General features: G+C 65.8%; 15 protein-coding genes. 6 read left to right on the forward strand and 9 right to left on the reverse strand.

What is annotated here, in order from left to right; all coding sequences use genetic code 11:
• Nucleotides 1-227: hypothetical protein (locus ACFXN1_RS49450; protein WP_379446021.1), on the reverse strand; the 227-nt coding region annotated here is incomplete at its 3' end.
• A 40-nt stretch (nucleotides 228-267) separates the two neighbouring features.
• Nucleotides 268-1,908, reverse strand: a complete 1,641-nt coding sequence (locus ACFXN1_RS49455) for a sulfatase (protein WP_379446020.1) — start codon at nucleotides 1,906-1,908, stop codon at nucleotides 268-270.
• A 281-nt stretch (nucleotides 1,909-2,189) separates the two neighbouring features.
• Here ACFXN1_RS49455 and ACFXN1_RS49460 point away from each other — a divergent pair, with 281 nt between their 5' ends.
• Both ACFXN1_RS49460 and ACFXN1_RS49465 read left to right on the forward strand, forming a co-directional pair.
• The gene (locus tag ACFXN1_RS49460) at nucleotides 2,190-3,083 is read left to right on the forward strand and encodes a formylglycine-generating enzyme family protein (protein WP_379446019.1); all 894 of its coding nucleotides are present in this window, start codon (nucleotides 2,190-2,192) and stop codon (nucleotides 3,081-3,083) included.
• Between the two features lie 10 nt (nucleotides 3,084-3,093).
• Entirely contained in the window at nucleotides 3,094-4,860 is a 1,767-nt protein-coding gene (locus ACFXN1_RS49465) for a sulfatase-like hydrolase/transferase (RefSeq protein ID WP_379446018.1), read from the forward strand.
• On the opposite strand, the gene ACFXN1_RS49470 is transcribed toward ACFXN1_RS49465, so the two are convergent.
• Nucleotides 4,861-5,154 (reverse strand): hypothetical protein, encoded by a 294-nt coding sequence (locus ACFXN1_RS49470; RefSeq protein WP_379446017.1) that lies wholly within the window; start codon nucleotides 5,152-5,154, stop codon nucleotides 4,861-4,863.
• A gap of 377 nt (nucleotides 5,155-5,531) precedes the next feature.
• Here ACFXN1_RS49470 and ACFXN1_RS49475 point away from each other — a divergent pair, with 377 nt between their 5' ends.
• Nucleotides 5,532-5,930: a hypothetical protein gene (locus tag ACFXN1_RS49475; protein ID WP_379446016.1), complete on the forward strand. Its 399-nt coding sequence runs from the start codon at nucleotides 5,532-5,534 to the stop codon at nucleotides 5,928-5,930.
• A 144-nt stretch (nucleotides 5,931-6,074) separates the two neighbouring features.
• Here the strand turns inward: ACFXN1_RS49475 and ACFXN1_RS49480 are convergent, their stop codons facing one another.
• The 4 genes from ACFXN1_RS49480 to ACFXN1_RS49495 form a co-directional block, all read right to left on the reverse strand.
• Nucleotides 6,075-7,934: a glycoside hydrolase family 5 protein gene (locus tag ACFXN1_RS49480; RefSeq protein ID WP_379446015.1), complete on the reverse strand. Its 1,860-nt coding sequence runs from the start codon at nucleotides 7,932-7,934 to the stop codon at nucleotides 6,075-6,077.
• A 150-nt stretch (nucleotides 7,935-8,084) separates the two neighbouring features.
• Entirely contained in the window at nucleotides 8,085-8,462 is a 378-nt protein-coding gene (locus tag ACFXN1_RS49485) for a transposase (protein ID WP_379464075.1), read from the reverse strand.
• A 74-nt stretch (nucleotides 8,463-8,536) separates the two neighbouring features.
• Nucleotides 8,537-9,487 carry a LysR family transcriptional regulator gene (locus ACFXN1_RS49490; protein ID WP_379446012.1) on the reverse strand — a complete coding sequence of 317 codons (951 nt, stop codon included), beginning with the start codon at nucleotides 9,485-9,487 and terminating at the stop codon, nucleotides 8,537-8,539.
• 263 nt (nucleotides 9,488-9,750) lie between these two features.
• Nucleotides 9,751-10,686 (reverse strand): tyrosine-protein phosphatase, encoded by a 936-nt coding sequence (locus tag ACFXN1_RS49495; protein WP_379446011.1) that lies wholly within the window; start codon nucleotides 10,684-10,686, stop codon nucleotides 9,751-9,753.
• A gap of 339 nt (nucleotides 10,687-11,025) precedes the next feature.
• Between ACFXN1_RS49495 and ACFXN1_RS49500 the strand changes: the two genes are divergently transcribed.
• Together ACFXN1_RS49500 and ACFXN1_RS49505 are read left to right on the forward strand one after the other, a co-directional pair.
• On the forward strand, nucleotides 11,026-11,184 hold the full coding sequence (locus tag ACFXN1_RS49500) for a hypothetical protein (protein WP_379446009.1): 159 nt from the start codon (nucleotides 11,026-11,028) through the stop codon (nucleotides 11,182-11,184).
• Nucleotides 11,185-11,427: 243 nt separating this feature from the next.
• Nucleotides 11,428-11,697: a hypothetical protein gene (locus tag ACFXN1_RS49505; RefSeq protein ID WP_379446008.1), complete on the forward strand. Its 270-nt coding sequence runs from the start codon at nucleotides 11,428-11,430 to the stop codon at nucleotides 11,695-11,697.
• Nucleotides 11,698-12,125: 428 nt separating this feature from the next.
• Here the strand turns inward: ACFXN1_RS49505 and ACFXN1_RS49510 are convergent, their stop codons facing one another.
• Nucleotides 12,126-13,088: a LysR family transcriptional regulator gene (locus tag ACFXN1_RS49510; RefSeq protein ID WP_379446601.1), complete on the reverse strand. Its 963-nt coding sequence runs from the start codon at nucleotides 13,086-13,088 to the stop codon at nucleotides 12,126-12,128.
• A gap of 796 nt (nucleotides 13,089-13,884) precedes the next feature.
• Between ACFXN1_RS49510 and ACFXN1_RS49515 the strand changes: the two genes are divergently transcribed.
• Nucleotides 13,885-15,390 carry an enoyl-CoA hydratase-related protein gene (locus ACFXN1_RS49515; RefSeq protein ID WP_379446600.1) on the forward strand — a complete coding sequence of 502 codons (1,506 nt, stop codon included), beginning with the start codon at nucleotides 13,885-13,887 and terminating at the stop codon, nucleotides 15,388-15,390.
• 124 nt (nucleotides 15,391-15,514) lie between these two features.
• On the opposite strand, the gene ACFXN1_RS49520 is transcribed toward ACFXN1_RS49515, so the two are convergent.
• A partial coding sequence (locus ACFXN1_RS49520) for a serine hydrolase (RefSeq protein WP_379464077.1) occupies nucleotides 15,515-15,793 on the reverse strand: 279 nt, incomplete at its 5' end.

Consider the following 15,793-nt stretch of genomic DNA (forward strand, 5'->3'; position numbering starts at 1 on the left):
GAGGGCAGGCTGGCGGAGGGGTCCCGGTCGTCCATCGACCCGCCCCGGACGCCGGAGGGGCCGTCCGACATGACGATCGACCGCAACCCGATGGCCGGTTCGCTGGGCAGGGACCAGACCGAGGCGCCGCTCAGCAACCGGACCTTTTGTTCCAGGCTCAGCTTGTCCAGCAGCGCCGCTAGGTGCGCTTCGAGATCGGGTGCGTCGGCGGGCAGGGGTTGATTCATCTCTTCTCCGGTGTGGGGGACGGGGATTCGGGTGCGTGGATCACGCGCCGGATTCGGCGTTCGATGCTTCGCGCACGCCCAGCAGTCGACGGAAAATGTCGGCGTCGCCGGAGTCCTTGGGTTCATCCGACTTCTTCTGGGCAGCAACGAAATTCATGAAGATTGCTCGCTCCTCGGGGGCCATGAGCGGGCCCTGGGCCGTCCAGGAGGCGCCGAGCGCGCCGTTGTCCGGATGCAGGCGGCGGTACAGGTCGTCGGCCTGCTCGGCACGGCCGGTCTCGCGCAGGTGCCGCATGTACTCCTCGGGCTGGTTGTACAGCGTCGGGCCGAGTTGCAGCGTGGTCTGCATCGGGTCCGGGAGTGCGCCCGGGGTTCCGGCGTACCGATGCCACCACTGCAACAGCTTGGCGCGCATCGAGTCCGCCAGATCCGGCTTGTCCTCGATCAGGTTCCGGGTCAGATGGGGGTCGGCCGTCACGTCGAACAGCGACTCGTCTTCGGCCTTGAAGCAGCCCGGGTGGTAGGTGCGAATGTAGAGATGGTCGCGGGTACGCACGGAGCGCTGATAGGTGTGCGCACCGTGGCTGAGCACCAGGTGGTCGCGGGATTCGATGACCTCGCCGCGCACCGCAGCAGCGAAGGATCGACCTTGCCACTTCGGCGGGATCGGCAGGCCCAGCAGGTCGCAGATGGTCGGTGCGTAGTCGATGTTGTACAGCAGCGCGTCGTTGCGGCGATGCTCGGCGCGATCGGTGACGCCCGGCCAGTACACGACCATCGGCAGCCGGTGGACCGGCTCGTTGGCCAGCCCGTGCTCGGCGTAGGAGCCCTGCTCGCCGAATGATTCGCCGTGGTCGGCGCTGACGATGATCGCGATGTCCTCGGTCAGGCCGAGTTCCGCGATGGCAGCGCGGAGTCGTCCGAAGTGGTTGTCCCAGAACATGATTCCACCGTCGAAGCCATTGACGAGGTGCTCGAAGTCGGCGCGGTCGGCAATCTGGTCCGGCATATTGTGCGGGACCCGGCTCCTGCGGGCGACCGTTCCGTAGTGTAGGTCGCGAGCGGTGCGCGGACCGTAGACGTCCTGATGCTCGTCGATGGCGGCCTGGTCCGGCCAGGCAGGGGCGGGGCCTGCGGCGGCGGCACGGTCGGTCCATTCGCGGTCCTGCAGGTAATCGGTGTGCGGATCCCAATACGTCAGGTGCAGATACCAGTTGTCTTCGTCTTGGTGGCGGGTGATCCACTCGACCGCGCGATCGGTCACCGCATCGGCGGGCTCGTCGCCCAGGCCGTTCGTGGCGCGGATCGATTCCCGGAAATTCCCGAGAAAGTAATGGGCCCGGTGGCGTTCGGCGAAACTCGAGATGGCCGCGGTGTAATAGCCGAACATCCCCAGTTGCTGGCCGAGCAGCGGCCGAGGGAGTTGCGGGGCATGACCGGTGTCCATGCGGTACTGAGCGGCTTGCCCGGCATGGCCGATCACGCCTGTGGTGATGCCGAATTGCCCGCTGGTCAGTGCGGTCCGCGAAGGGAGGCACGGCGAATCGGAGCAGTAATACCGGTCGAAACACACCGAATCCTTGGCCATCGCATCCAGATTCGGGGTGATGTCTCGCTGATATCCGTATGCGCCCGTGTGATCGGCCCGCAGCGTATCGACGTCGACATAGATGACTTTCATTGGCGATCCTTTCCGGCAGGTGCGCCGGCTCTGTGGCATGCATTCCAATAGTTGAGTACGATCCACCATGACACTTGTGGCATAGTGTGTCAACGAAACCGCAGGCAAGCCCTCGACGGCCGCGACCAGAGTCCGAAAGGTGAAAGAGCCCGATGATTCCAGCCGATCACGCCCACAGCGACTCCCGGCCGACCTGCTGTCCGCCCTCGCGTTCGAGCTCGGACAGTCGGCCGGAGGCGTTCGTCCCGGCGGTCACGCCCGGGCGACTGGACACCACCGGCATGATCGCGCTGCCGGGCGGGGAATTCCTGATGGGCACCGCCGACGCGGTCGGCTATCCGGGTGACGGTGAAGGCCCGGTGCGGCCCGTCCGGCTGTCCCCGTTCCTGATCGACGCCTGCGCGGTGACCAATGACGAATTCGCCGAGTTCATCGCGGACACCGGCTACCGCACCGACGCCGACCGGCTCGGCTGGTCCTATGTCTTCGCCGGGTTCCTGCCCGCCGCGCTGCGCCGCGACGCCCCGCGCCCGGAGCGCACCCCGTGGTGGTGCGGGGTGAGCGGTGCGCAATGGGATCGGCCCGAAGGCCCCGGCAGTGATCTGGACGGCCGCGGCCGCCATCCGGTTGTCCACGTGTCCTGGAACGACGCGCACGCCTACGCCACCTGGGCCGGCAAGCGGCTGCCCACCGAAGCGGAATGGGAGTACGCCGCCCGCGGCGGCCTGTCCGGAGCCCGCTACCCCTGGGGCGACGACCTCGACCCCGGCGGCGACTACCGGTGCAATATCTGGCGCGGCAGCTTCCCGGCCAAGAACACCGCCGCCGACGGCTACCGCGGCACCGCGCCGGTGGATGCGTTCGAGCCCAATGGATTCGGGCTCTACAACACCTGCGGCAACGTGTGGGAGTGGTGCGCCGACTGGTGGACCACCGGCCACCGGTCCGGCCTCACCATCGACCCGTCCGGGCCGAAGACCGGCGACAGCAAGGTGATTCGCGGCGGCTCGCACATGTGCCACGACTCCTATTGCTTCCGCTATCGCGTCGCGGCCCGCTCGGCCAATACCCCTGACAGCTCCACCGGTCATGCCGGATTCCGTTGCGTGGCAAGCCCGGACGCGAGGTTCGAAACGCTGCCGCACCGTCTTCTCCCGTTACACCCCGCAGACTAGGAGACTGCCTGTGAAAGCCATCATGGTGATGTTCGACAGCCTGAACCGGCGCATGCTGCCGCCGTACGGGTGTGACTGGACGCACGCGCCCAACTTTGCCCGGCTCGCCGAACGTGCCGTCACTTTCGACAACGCCTGGGCCGGGTCCATGCCGTGCATGCCCGCCCGCCGCGAGATCCACACCGGGCGTCACAACTTCCTGCACCGCAGCTGGGGTCCGCTGGAGCCGTTCGACGATTCCATGCCGGAACTGTTGAAGCAGAACGGGATTCACACCCATCTGGCCAGCGATCATCCCCACTATTGGGAGGACGGCGGCGCGACCTACCACGGTCGCTACAGCACGTGGGAGTTCTTCCGCGGGCAGGAGGGCGATCCGTGGAAGGGCCAGGTCGCACCCCCGGATATGCCGGTCGAGGATCTGAAGGCCATGCGGATGCCGGCCTATGTGCAGGACTGGGTGAACCGCAGTCACATGCCGACCGAGGCGGAGCATTCGCAGACGCTGACATTCGATGCCGGTCTCGAGTTCATCCGCACCAATGCCGCCGCCGACCGCTGGTTCGTGCAGATCGAGACCTTCGATCCGCACGAGCCGTTCTTCAGCCACAAGAACTACAAGGACCTCTACCCGCACGACTACGACGGCCCGCACTTCGACTGGCCCGATTACAAGCGCGTCACCGAATCCGAGGACCAAGCGCAGCACGCCCGCTACGAATACGCGGCGCTGCTGTCGATGTGCGATCACTCGCTGGGCCGGGTGCTCGACATGATGGACGAGCTGAACCTGTGGGACGACACCATGCTGATCGTCAACACCGACCACGGCTTCCTGCTCGGCGAACGCGGGTGGTGGGGAAAGTCGGTGCAGCCCTGGTACAACGAGCTGGTGCACCTGCCGTTGTTCGCGTGGGATCCGCGCACCCGGGCCGCGGGGGAACGGCGGCAGGCGCTGGTGCAGACCATCGATCTGGCTCCCACCCTGCTCGACTTCTTCGGCATCCGGATCCCCGCCGACACGCAGGGGGCGCCGTTGCCGGTCGCCGCGGACACCGAGATCCGCGCCGGCGCGCTGTTCGGAATGTTCGGTGGCCACGTCAATGTCACCGATGGCCGCTATGTCTACATGCGCGCGAATCCGACACCGGAAAACGTTCCGCTGCAGGAACATACGCTGATGCCCACACATATGCGCTGGCGCTTCTCGCCCACCGAGCTGGCCGATCTCGAGCTGGCCGAGCCGTTCGGGTTCACCAAGGGCGTTCGCACCCTGCGGATGTCCGGACACAGTCTGGTCAACTCGTACATGCACGGCACACTCCTGTTCGACCTGTCGGCCGACCCGCAACAGCTGAACCCCTTGGCGGACGACGAGATCGAACTGCGCATGGCGCAGCTCATGGTCGACCTGATGCGCGCCAACGAGGCGCCGCCGAGCCAGTTCCAGCGCCTCGGCCTGCCCGAGCACGGGCCGGTCGGGCCCGAACATCTGCTGGCGCGCGCCCAGCGCGACCAAGCCATGCTCGCCATGGAGCAGTTGCCCCCGCGTGCCGAATTCCCGTCGGGCAGGCTGTCTCTGGATTCGCCGCTGTTTGTGCTGATGTCGGATCCGGCGGCGCTCGAGCTGGTGCGCAAGCACCTCCCCGCCCTCGCCGAATCGGAATTCCTGCAGATGCTCGGGCCGCTGTCGCTGTACAACTTCGCTGCGATGGCGGCCGGTATCGCCTCGGTGGAGACGCTGCGCAATTTCGCCGCGGACCTCGCGACCGTTTGATCAACGCCGCACGCCGGACGTGGTGGCGCTGTTTCCGGCAGCCCCACCACGGATCAGCGAGCGGCATTCTCGATACCTGCGCTGGTCGCGAATTTTCAATGCACCGCCCGAGTGCAGACGGCGTTGAACCACCATGGGGAAGTCGTCGCTGCGGACGGTCCCGGCGGCCTTGACTTCGATGCCGATGATGCGGCCGGCGTTGTCCTCGAGGCCGATGATCTGCCGACGGTTTGGTCGATAATCTGCCGACAGGTTCGTCGATGATCTGCCGACAGGCCGAGAGGCGGTCTTCACTGCAGATCGGAGAGTAGCTCGTGAAAGATCCTCCGGGGCGGTCGGTTTCGCTGGTGAGCTTCCTCACGGTTACTGGTTCGTTGTTGGGGGAAACAGATTTACAGCCGGTCATCCGGATGCCATCCGGGTGTCACCGTTGTGGCACGGTTGATGGTCGAGACTGTTCTCGCACTCGGTGCCGGTCGACGAGCCTCCAATCGCCCGGTGTCCGCACTCGACGCGAATCCTCCGTTCATGCCTCGCGTCGGCCACGGGAACCCGCGGACACCCTGGCACCGGGTGCACCCCTCGTCGCGCGCCCGGAGGTTTGGATGTTCGAATCGTGCTGTTCCCCTTACGAATCGGCCCACGTGCTGAGAGCGCGCTATGGACTTCCGGTGGAGATGTACGCCGACCGCCCGCTGCTCACCGTCGGCGCAGCGGTCGAGGCACTGGCGCTGCCCGAATCACTGGGCGACCGGGTCCGCCTGCGGCTGTCCTGGCTGCCGTCCACGCCGGTGGTCGCCGACCCGCGCGACCGCTTCTGGACCTTCCTGGTCGCCCCGCCCCTCCCGTATCACCCCGTGCCCCAGCGACTTCGAACCTTCTTGCAGGAGAACGGCGTAACCATGCCGGACCGCGGTTGCCACATCATGCTGCCGACCTCCGACCACGAGCCGGGCTGGCACTGGGCGAACGAGCCGGAGCCGGGCCGGCTCGGATTGCCGCACCGCGCAGTGGTGCTGGCCGCCATCCGGCTCTCGATCCTCCAGGGCCCGGACCGCGTCCCGGCCTGAACGCCGGGCACAGCGGGCGGGGGAGTCGTCCGAGTTGTCAATCGGGTTCGGTGGTTTCACGATGGAGGGAAAGCCGTTGGCCCGCACCGGATCATCGGCGCGGGCCAACGGGTCGTCTGCCTGCCGCAGCGGGCGGGTGCCCGGTTACCTGAGCTTGCGGCAGTACAGGGCGTCCGGATGCCCGTAGCGGGCATTGGCCCAGGAGAAGGCGATGCCGGCGGCGTACTCGTCCGCGTTGCACTGCCCCTTGTAGTAGCCGTTCGCGTAGTCGCCGCCTTCGCCCGAGGCCGGTCGATTGTCACCGCGGTCATCCCATACGGTGCGGCCGGCGCCCGCCAGCGGAATGCGGCCGGGGGCGCAGAGGACGGCCGAGGTGCCGTCGCCGCGCACGCTGTAACCGATCATGAATTGTCCTTCGGCGCACTGGTATTTGGTGAAGCCGTTGGCCCAGTCGGTTGTCACCTTCTCCGCGGCGACCTTGGTCGCCGAGGTATTGGCCTGCCACAGGTTGCCCTCGGTGGCGTCGGTGCACAGGCCGCCCTGCCCGCGTGAACTGATCCCGATCAGGCGCTGGTCGTCGGGGCAGACGAGCTTGTGCGCGCCCGGATCCCAATCGTTCGCGGCCCGCAGCGACCCGTTGTGGTCGTCGTGGATGGCGTTGAGCATGGACCAGGCTCGCACCGGGGCTACCTGGCCGGTCTTACCGTTGGCGTCCAGGAGGCGTCGCAGGTGCGCCCCGCGCCAGTCGTCGGCGTCCATGACGCTGCGCTTGCTGCCGTCGGTGTCGTAACGCAGCAGGCCCCACGCGTTGCCCTTGTCCTGATGTTGGAAGCCGACGATCGGCCAGTAGGCGAAGTCGAGGTCCCGGCTGATCAGATAATCGACCATGTTCGGGAACCACGCCTTGTCCAGGCCCTCGGCGTCCTTGCCGATCCCGAACTCGCTCACCCATACCGGCGCGGTGAAATGCTGGTCCGGCGTGCTGGCCACATACCCCGCGAGTTCGTCCATGGACTTGAACAGATCGTCCCGGGACATGTCCCGGAAGCGGGGATCGTGTGTCTCGCCGCCGCTCAGGCCGGTCCCGCCGGTATTGGCCGGGCCGATGTAGCTGTAGAAGTGGGCCGAGTAGACCACCTTGTGCGACCGGACCAGCGTCTGCGACAACGACTTCAGATCACGCAGCATCGGGCGCTGGTGCCAGGTCAGATCGGTCGGGATGCCGGACCAGTTGATGCCCTCGATCATGATGAGCAGATTCGGGTTGGCGTCCTTCAGGATCCGATCGCCCGCCTGGTGCGCGGCCGCCTCCCAATCGTGGCTGTCGCCCAAACCCCAGTTGGGGTTGTCCCAGGTGTCGCGCCGTACCTCATTGCGCAGATCGGCTCCGATCACGCCCGGATCGCCCTTGTACCGGGCGGCCATGAATGCCCAGTCGCTCACCCAGGTGTCGGTGTCCTGCCCGGAATTCCAGCGTTCGTTACCATCGACGGCGCAACACCACCGGGTGGTCGTGGTGTGATTGTTGAGGATGACGCCGAGCCCGGCGCCGGTGAGCGCGGCAACCGCCCTGTCGTATACCTCCAGCGGCTCGAGACCGTTGAGCGCCGGATTCGCGGTCAGCCCTTGCACCGGCCGGTCGTCGGTGATCATCTGATTGGAGAACGGCAGCCGAATGCTGTTCAGCCCCAGGTCCTTGAAGTCCTGGACGATCTTGTCGAGCGGGACGCGGTCGAGTCCGAGCGGCGCGCGATGCCCGATTTCCTGGGCGAAGTTGTTCGCCGGATCCTCGTCGTCGCCGCTACCGGTCCAGGTACCGCTGGACCCGTGCCAGTTGCCCGACTTCAGCTTCACCCGATTCCCGGCCTCGTCGACGATATACCGGCCGCGTGTACTCAGCGGACCCTTCAATCCGGTGGGTGCGGCCTGCGCCGCGGGCTCGAGATGAACCGCGGGGGCCAGCAGCAATCCCGCGGCCAGCAGCAGAATGGTGAAGGCCCTCATCTTTCCTTCCGGGCAGTCTTCGAAGAGCTGAGGGGCAGGCTCCGGCCCGGGTCACAGTCCGGTGCGGAACCCGCCCCCGCGAGCAGTTCGCTCGCATCGAAGACGTTAGGAGGCACGGTATCCGAAGAGAAATCAGTATTTTGAGTCCATTCACAACATCGAGTTGTGATTCTCCTGGGATCGACCGCCATCGCCCGGGGAAGGCAGGGACGAATTGTTGTTCATCACGGCCGGATTCGGCCGAATTTCGTGCTGGTGAGCTCTCCCGGCGCGCAATATCGCGATAACTCGCTCGAGGTCGGCCACTTGCTTGCGGAGCCGCTTGTTCTCCGCGGCCAGTGTGGCGGAGGGGCTGTCGTCGGTTGCGCATTGCTCTTGCTCGGCGTGGCGGATCCACAGTCGCAGCGCCTCGTGATGAACGCCGAGATGCGCTGCCATGGTGCGGAAAGTCGGTTTGGGATCCGACTCTCGGTACAGGCGGATCGCGTGCGCCCGCAGCGCGTCCGGGTATTTCTTCGGTGGAGCCACGGAGAAACGTTAGGACACAGTGCAACTACAGAGAAATCAGCTTCTTCTGATCATTGACAAGCCAGGGTTGTCAATCAGAGGTGGGGCGGAACCGTGCAGTCCGCGAAATCGGGTTCCTGTAGCAGGGCGACCAGATCCGGATGGGTGTCGCGGATGCCGCGGGCGACCTCGACGAACGAGCGGACCAGCGCCGATTCGTGTGCGCCGCGCCAGCCGACCGCCACCTCGTTGGGCGGGGCGTCGGCGATCGGCAGCAGGCGCACGCCCGGAAACGGGATCCAGCGGGCGCAGGCCACGGTGAGGGCCACACCGACCCCGGTTGCGACCTTGTGCAGCTCCTCGAGCAGCGTGTTCGACCGCGACACCACCTGGGCCGGGGATCCGTCGCGGTAGGAGTCCAACTCCCAGAACGCATTCCACACCGGATCGGTGGTGGCGGCCCCGAGCAACGGCTCCCCGAGCAATTCGTGCGCAAAGACCTCGGTACGTGCGGCCAGTCGATGACCGGCCGGCACCATCACCATCAGCGGTTCGGCGAACAACGTCTCGAAATGGACCCCCGCGTCGACGAAGGGGCGGCGGGCCAAGGCCACATCCACCGAACCCGTGGCCAGCCCGGCCGACGGGTCTTCGTAGGTGAAGTGGCGCATTTCGACGGTTATCCCGGGATGGCGCTGGCGGAAGGTCGAGAGGATCGGCTCGGTCAGGGTCAGGGCCGCGCCCTCCAATGCGCCCAGGACCAGCCTGTCCTGTTCACCGCGGTGCACCGACCGCGCCCGTTCGATCGCGACATCCAGGCCGGTGAGCGCACCACGGACATCCTGCAGGAATACGGCTCCGGCGGCCGTCAATTCGACATTGCGGGTGGTCCGGGAGAACAACACCACGTCCATCGCGTGCTCGAGCTGCTTGATCTGGGTGCTCAAGCCCTGCTGCGAAACATGCAGTCGCTGCGCCGCCCGGGTGAAGCTCAGCTCCTCCGCTACCGCGATGAAGTACTGCAACTGACGGGTGTGAACTTCCATGGCGCGCAGTCTAGGTCGATGGACGGTCGGAACCGAGCTCTATCGTCGAACAGTCTCATTCATTGACAAATGGGTCTTGTGAATTATCCGCGAACGGTGATTTCTCTTCGGCTTTCTGGTGCACTAGCGTTTTTCCCGGGCATTCGCCATGGCTGGAACGGGGGAGCATCCGTTTCTTGTCCACATTCCGGTTTCGGTGGGTGAGGAGATCGCGGACCGCCGATGCCCGCGGTGACCGCCTCCGGTCTCGGCGGTCCGGACGATCAGGCCAGCAACTTCGCGCGCAGTGCGTCGATGGTGGCCTGATCCAGGCCCAGTCCGTCACGCATGTACTTGTCGAAGCTCCCGTAGAGCCGGTCGACCTCGTTGAAAGCCGCCTCCAGCCAGGACAATTGGACTGCCTTCGGGTCGCCGAGTTCGGTATTGCTGGCGAGGTAGTCGGCATTCACCACGTCCCGGGGCACGCCGAGCAGAGTGAGCAGGACCGCGGTGGCCCAGCCGGTGCGGTCCTTGCCCGAGGTGCAGTGGTAAACCGTCGCGCCGCCGGTGTTCGCGGCGATGGATCGCAGCAGGGTGCCGAAGGCGACGTCCGAGCCGTGGAAGTCGACCATCAACGGATAGTCGATCGATTGCACGAGGTCGGAGGAGCCGTTGATCAAGCCGTCGATCACGCCGCGCCCCAGGGTGATCACCGGGAATTCGTGGAACGAGATGCCGCTGTCGAAGCTGATCACATCGGCGACCTTGTACTGCGCGCCCGTCGGCACCCGATCCGGCGCGCTGTTTCGCTCGGAGCCGTTGCGCAGGTCCACATCCAGCGTTACGCCCGCGGTACCCAGCTTGGCCAGATCGGCGTCGGTGAGCCCGGCCAGGCGGTTTGATCGGAAGGCCACGCCCGTGCGGACGGTGTGCCCGTCGGAGGTGCGGTAGCCGCCGATATCGCGGAAATTGGCGGCGCCGTCGAGCCGGATCGCCGTCGAGGCGGGTGCCGGCAGGGTGGACACCGGGTCGTTCACCCCGGCGGAACCGGACCCCGCCGAGCCCGATGACCCGAAACTTCCTGAGCCGGAACCGGACCCGGAGGCGATATCCGCCGGCTGCGCCGGCGCGGGTGCCGCGCCGAGGGCGGCACCGAGCGTGATCATCCCGGCTAGCGCAAGAGCCGCGGTATCGGCCCGGCGGGCCTTACGTGGAGACATGTGTACCTACTTACTGTGGGAAAGGAAGCCGCCCGGTATCTGCACGAAAAACATAGTGGCACACGCGTTCCGAGCGGAAACAGTAGTTCCGGGCCGATCTACAAGACCAGGTTGTGAATGACCCCGAAAATAGGATTTAAGTTCTCTTCCGTTGTGCTCTAGCGTTTCCCGGCGTGAGCGAATGCTCGAATTCCCCATCGGCTCACCGGTAATCGGTTCCGCGTTCTCCGGAACTGTTGGAAGGAATCATGCGTAAGACCCCGAAATTGGCTGCCGGAATTGCGGCCGCCGCATTGGTGATGTCGGGGGCGGGTCTCGCCCTCGATACCGCAGCCGGGGATGAGTGTGTGCTTCACCGGTCGCGGCGCGAATCCCGGTGAGGCCCTGCTGGGCAGCCTCGACCAGGGCGGCTTCGGCTCCTCGCAGAATCAGCTCAGTTCGACCGGTTCGGTCACCGACACCATCGCCAACGTGATCAAGCGCCTGATGGGCAGCTGATTCACCGGCCCGATTCTCCTGGGGCGTGGCGTGTGCGCGGCCGCCACGGCCCAGGACCCTTCCACCATCGTTCGGAGGAGCCAGTCGTGTCGCCCAGGCGGAGTTTCGCGTCGATGATCGCGTCGTGCGCCGTTGCCGCAGCTCTTTTCTATGTCGCGCCGGGTGCGCTGCAGATTTCGCGGGCCGAGGTCGGTTCCCATCTGGATCACATCGATCGCGCGGGACTGCGGCAGCAGATGTTCTATGTGTATTCTGCCCGGTGCCGCCGAGGCGCTCACCGGGCAGCCCACACTCGACCAGATCGTCACCAAGGCGAATCAGATGGTGCTGGGCGGCATGATCGAGGCCGCCACGAACTCGTGCACCCATCAACTCGCCGATCGGCTGAGCGCACTGGACATCCCGGCCCAGGTCGACTTCCGTCCCACCGGAACGCATACCTGGCACTACTGGCAGGACGACCTGCACAATTCCTGGCCGCTCCTCGCCTCCGCGCTCGGCACGGCTCAGTGAGCACTGCTACCCCGCGGGCCACGGGCAAGCCGACCGGATCCCTGTCCCGTCCGGGCGGAGCCCATCGGCCGCGCCGCGAATTCCGCTGAACGAGGCCCGGAACCATCAGGTTCCGGGCCTCGTTCGTGGGCTGAGGTGACCGTATGCAAGAAGCGGGGCCGAGTCGTTGTCGAACGACTCGGCCCCGCTTTGGTCATTGCGCCCGGGGCGGAGTGAATTACGCCTTGGTTCCCGCGGAGCCGCTGAACAGGTGCTTGATCAGCTCCGAAACGAGCGCGTCCACAACGAGATTGGCCAGGGAACCCATTTTTGTGCTTCTCCTTCAGATGTTTCCGAATGAGCCTTCGCTCACCTCGAAAAACGGTATGGCACAAAGGAAAAGAACAGAAATCAAATATTGGAGATGATCGACAAGGAGTAATTGTGGATCAGGAGGACAACGCGGGAACGGGAGTGGTGTGCCGTTCGCGGCGGTGCGGTGTCTCGAGCCGGGCGATAAGGTCCGGACTGGCTGCGCGGACCCGCCGGGCGACGTCGACGAAGGACCGCACCAATGGGGTCTGGTGTGCGGCGCGCCAGCACACGGCGACCTCACACGGGGCGGCGTCGGTCACCGGAACGACGCGCACACCGGGGAATCGGATCCAGCCCGCACACGGCACCGTTATCGCGATGCCTGCGCCGGTCGCGACCTGATGCAGCTCCTCGAGCAGGGTTCTCACCGGGAAGACGGCCGGGGCGGGGCGCCCCTCACGGTGAGATTCGAGCCGCCAGAAGGCATTCCACACCGGATCGGAAGGCCCCGACGCGAGGATCGGATCGTCGAGCAGTTCCGCGACCGTGACCTCGGCGCGGTCGGCGAGGCGATGATGCGTGGGCAGCATCGCCATCAGCGGCTGGGCAAACAGCGGCTCGAACCGCAGCCCCTCGTCGACGAACGGGCGGCGCACGATGGCGACATCCACCAGTCCGCTCGCCAGACCGGCGGATGGGGTGTCGTAGGTGAAGTGACTCAGCTCGACGGTCACCTCGGGATGACGCTCCCGGAAGGCGGCCAGAATCGGTTCGGTCAAGGTCAGCGCAGCCCCTTCGAGGCAGCCCAGCACCAGGCGATCGTGTTCACCGCGGTGCACCGCCCGGGCCTCTTCGAGCCCGAAATCCAAGTTGGCCAGCGCATCTCGAACATGTCGCAGAAACACCGCGCCGGCCGCGGTGAGCTCCACCTGCCGCGTGGTCCGCGAGAACAGCGTGACGTCCATCTCGTGCTCCAGCTGCTTGATCTGTGTGCTCAGACCCTGCTGCGACACGTGGAGCCGCTGCGCGGCCCGGGTGAAACTCAATTCCTCCGCGACCGCGATGAAGTACTGCAACTGCCGAGTATGAACTTCCATGGGCCGCAGTCTAGGCTGGTCAGACGTCTGAAATGAGACGTTTCCTCAACTCTTTCGAGTGATCGGCAATTTTGCAGCAGCCATGCACGATGCGTATTCGATCACCGGGATCGATGGTTCGGCGGGAACGATCCGGCACCGCCACGCCATGTACGGCGGCCAGCAAAGTAGACCGTATGTCCGCCGTTCCGACCTCGCTCCCGCGCCGACTGCGGCACGAACACGGCTACTTGCCATAGATCGCTGAGGTGAGCAGATCCCCGAGGTAGGTGGCGACCGTCGGTGCGAGCCGATTCGCGGCGCAGTACTGGCTGGAGGCGAGTCGCCGGCTCCAAGGGCGATGCGGCAGTCGCGCTGTGCTGGGGCGGTCTGTTGTCTGTGGTGCGTCGGCCGGTCCCTCATGGGCAAGGTGTTGATTCATATGTTTCCCGAGTGGCGGGCGCATCCGTAGCGCAGTCCGTCCCATAGGGTGCTGCTGATGGGTAGGAGCACCTGAGACATTTCTCTGTTCGTCATTGTTTCGAATTTCTGGTGGGTATCGGTTTGTGCCGCCACGAGCTCAGTTTTAAGGAAACCAATGCGAATCCTGCTTCTCTCGAGCGCATTCAACAGCCTCACGCAGCGTGTTCACGCGGAATTGCGGCAGCGGGGGCACCGCTTGGGGGTCGAGTTGGCACTCGGTGACGACGAGTCACTACGGGCGGGTGTAGCGCGATTCCGGCCCGATCTGATTCTTGCGCCGATGCTGACAGTCGCTGTGCCAGAGGATATTTGGTCGGAGAACACAGTGCTGATCGTGCACCCGGGTCCGAAGGGTGACCGAGGTCCGTCGGCGCTGGACTGGGCGATCAGTTCCGGCGCCACCGAGTGGGGCGTCACCGTTCTGCAGGCCGTCGCGGAATTGGACGCGGGTCCGATCTGGGCCTCGGAATCGTTTGTGATGCGGCCCTGCGGGAAAAGTGAGTTGTACCGTACCGAGGTCGCCGATGCCGCGATGTGTGCAGTATTGCGGGCAGTTGACCATTTCGAGCAGGGGGGCTTCGAGCCCGAGCCCCTCGACTACGACCGTCCCGATGTCTACGGACGGCAGCGGCCATATCACGCGCAGGAGTTTCGATGTATCGATTGGTCCAGCGACAGCACGGAAATGGTGCTCCGCAAGCTGCGCGCGGCCGACTCCCAACCCGGCGTGCTGGATGAGCTGTACGGACGCCAGTACTTCGTACACAGCGGGCATCGCGAGGATCGACTGCGCGGGGCGCCGGGCGCCGTTCTCGCTACCCGGGATGGCGCGATCTGCCGAGCCACCGTGGACGGCGCGGTCTGGCTACCGCAGCTGCGCAGCCGCCGAATACCCGGCGGCCCAGCGACTTTCAAACTGCCCGCGACCGCGGTGATAGACCGCGAGCTCCTGGCCGGAGTGCCGGACCTTCCCATTTCGGCAGCCGAGGCCGCAACCCGCGATACCTGGTCCGAGCTGCGGTACTACGAACTCGGGAACGTCGGTCATCTCGAATTCTCTTTTGCCGGTGGAGCAATGAGCACAGACCAGTGCCGACGGCTACTGGACGCGTATCGGCAGGCGTGTGCTCGACCGACAACCGTGCTCGTGCTGGGGCCGGCGCGCGACTTCTTCTCCAACGGCATCCACCTCAACGTGATCGAAGCCGCCGCGGACCCCGCCGACGAGTCCTGGCGCAATATCAACGCCGTCGACGACCTGGTCGAGGCGATTCTCACGACTACGGACAAATTGGTGATCTCGGCGCTGGCCGGGAACGCGGGTGCGGGTGGAGTGATGCTGGCGCTGGCCGCTGACGAGGTCTGGTGCCGGGAGTCCACCGTGCTCAACCCGCATTACCGGCTGATGGGTTTGTACGGGTCCGAGTATTGGACCTACACATTGCCACGCCGGGTCGGTACACAGCAGGCCGATCGCCTGATGCGGGAAGCACTGCCGGTCGGTGCACGCGCCGCCAAGGCTCTCGGCCTGGTGGACCGCGTCGTCCCGGGAGATGTCGGAGAGTTTCGCGCCTGGGTGAGGCGAGAGGCCGCCACATTGTCGGCGGCCATGGCCGCCACAGCGGGTCGACTGCTCGACAAGAAGCTCGGCCGCGCAGTGGACGAGGCGGCAAAACCCTTGGCGGCGTATCGATCCGAGGAACTCGGCCGCATGCGTCAACACTTCTACGGCGCGGGCGAGCCCTATCACCGGCTCCGCCACGACTTCGTGACGAACGCTCGCCCCTCGGCCACACCCGCCCACATCCTCGGACAAATCACACAGACGGAGCAGACCTGATGGTTACCGAGCGTGGAGGCGAGTGGGTCATCCATCGCCGCGAGGGGGAAGGGAGCCGGACGGTTGCGAGATGGTTTGGCGAGAAGCAGAATTCGATCTCCGGCGAACTAGCCGACGCTGCCCGTCAGCTGATCCCCGTACTGAGATCCTGTGGTTGGGGGTGTGTGGTGCCGGTGGCGGCGCGGACGACGGGGGCGAGCAGGCGGGGGAGGATGAATTGGTCGCGGGGTAGGTGTCGTGCGTCGGGGAGCCAGTTGTGTACGAGTCCGACGGCGAGGCCGCTGTCGGGGTCGGCCCAGCCGCCGGAGCCGGCGAGTCCGCCGTGTCCGAAGCCTCGTGGGGCGCCGGGGGCGGGGATGGAGTGGTAGCCGAGTCGCCAGCCCATGGGGAGCAGCAGGTTTCG

It is taken from the genome of Nocardia sp. NPDC059154 (assembly GCF_042755705.1).
Lineage (GTDB): Bacteria > Actinomycetota > Actinomycetes > Mycobacteriales > Mycobacteriaceae > Nocardia.

Bases quoted from the DNA above. Each gene is read 5' to 3' on its own strand.
- ACFXN1_RS49480 (WP_379446015.1), bottom strand. From the start codon at position 7,934: ATGAGGGCCTTCACCATTCTGCTGCTGGCCGCGGGATTGCTGCTGGCC.
- ACFXN1_RS49510 (WP_379446601.1), bottom strand. From the start codon at position 13,088: ATGGAAGTTCATACTCGGCAGTTGCAGTACTTCATCGCGGTCGCGGAG.
- ACFXN1_RS49455 (WP_379446020.1), bottom strand. From the start codon at position 1,908: ATGAAAGTCATCTATGTCGACGTCGATACGCTGCGGGCCGATCACACG.
- ACFXN1_RS49495 (WP_379446011.1), bottom strand. From the start codon at position 10,686: ATGTCTCCACGTAAGGCCCGCCGGGCCGATACCGCGGCTCTTGCGCTA.
- ACFXN1_RS49490 (WP_379446012.1), bottom strand. From the start codon at position 9,487: ATGGAAGTTCACACCCGTCAGTTGCAGTACTTCATCGCGGTAGCGGAG.
- ACFXN1_RS49505 (WP_379446008.1), top strand. From the start codon at position 11,428: ATGTGTATTCTGCCCGGTGCCGCCGAGGCGCTCACCGGGCAGCCCACA.
- ACFXN1_RS49500 (WP_379446009.1), top strand. From the start codon at position 11,026: ATGAGTGTGTGCTTCACCGGTCGCGGCGCGAATCCCGGTGAGGCCCTG.
- ACFXN1_RS49460 (WP_379446019.1), top strand. From the start codon at position 2,190: ATGATCGCGCTGCCGGGCGGGGAATTCCTGATGGGCACCGCCGACGCG.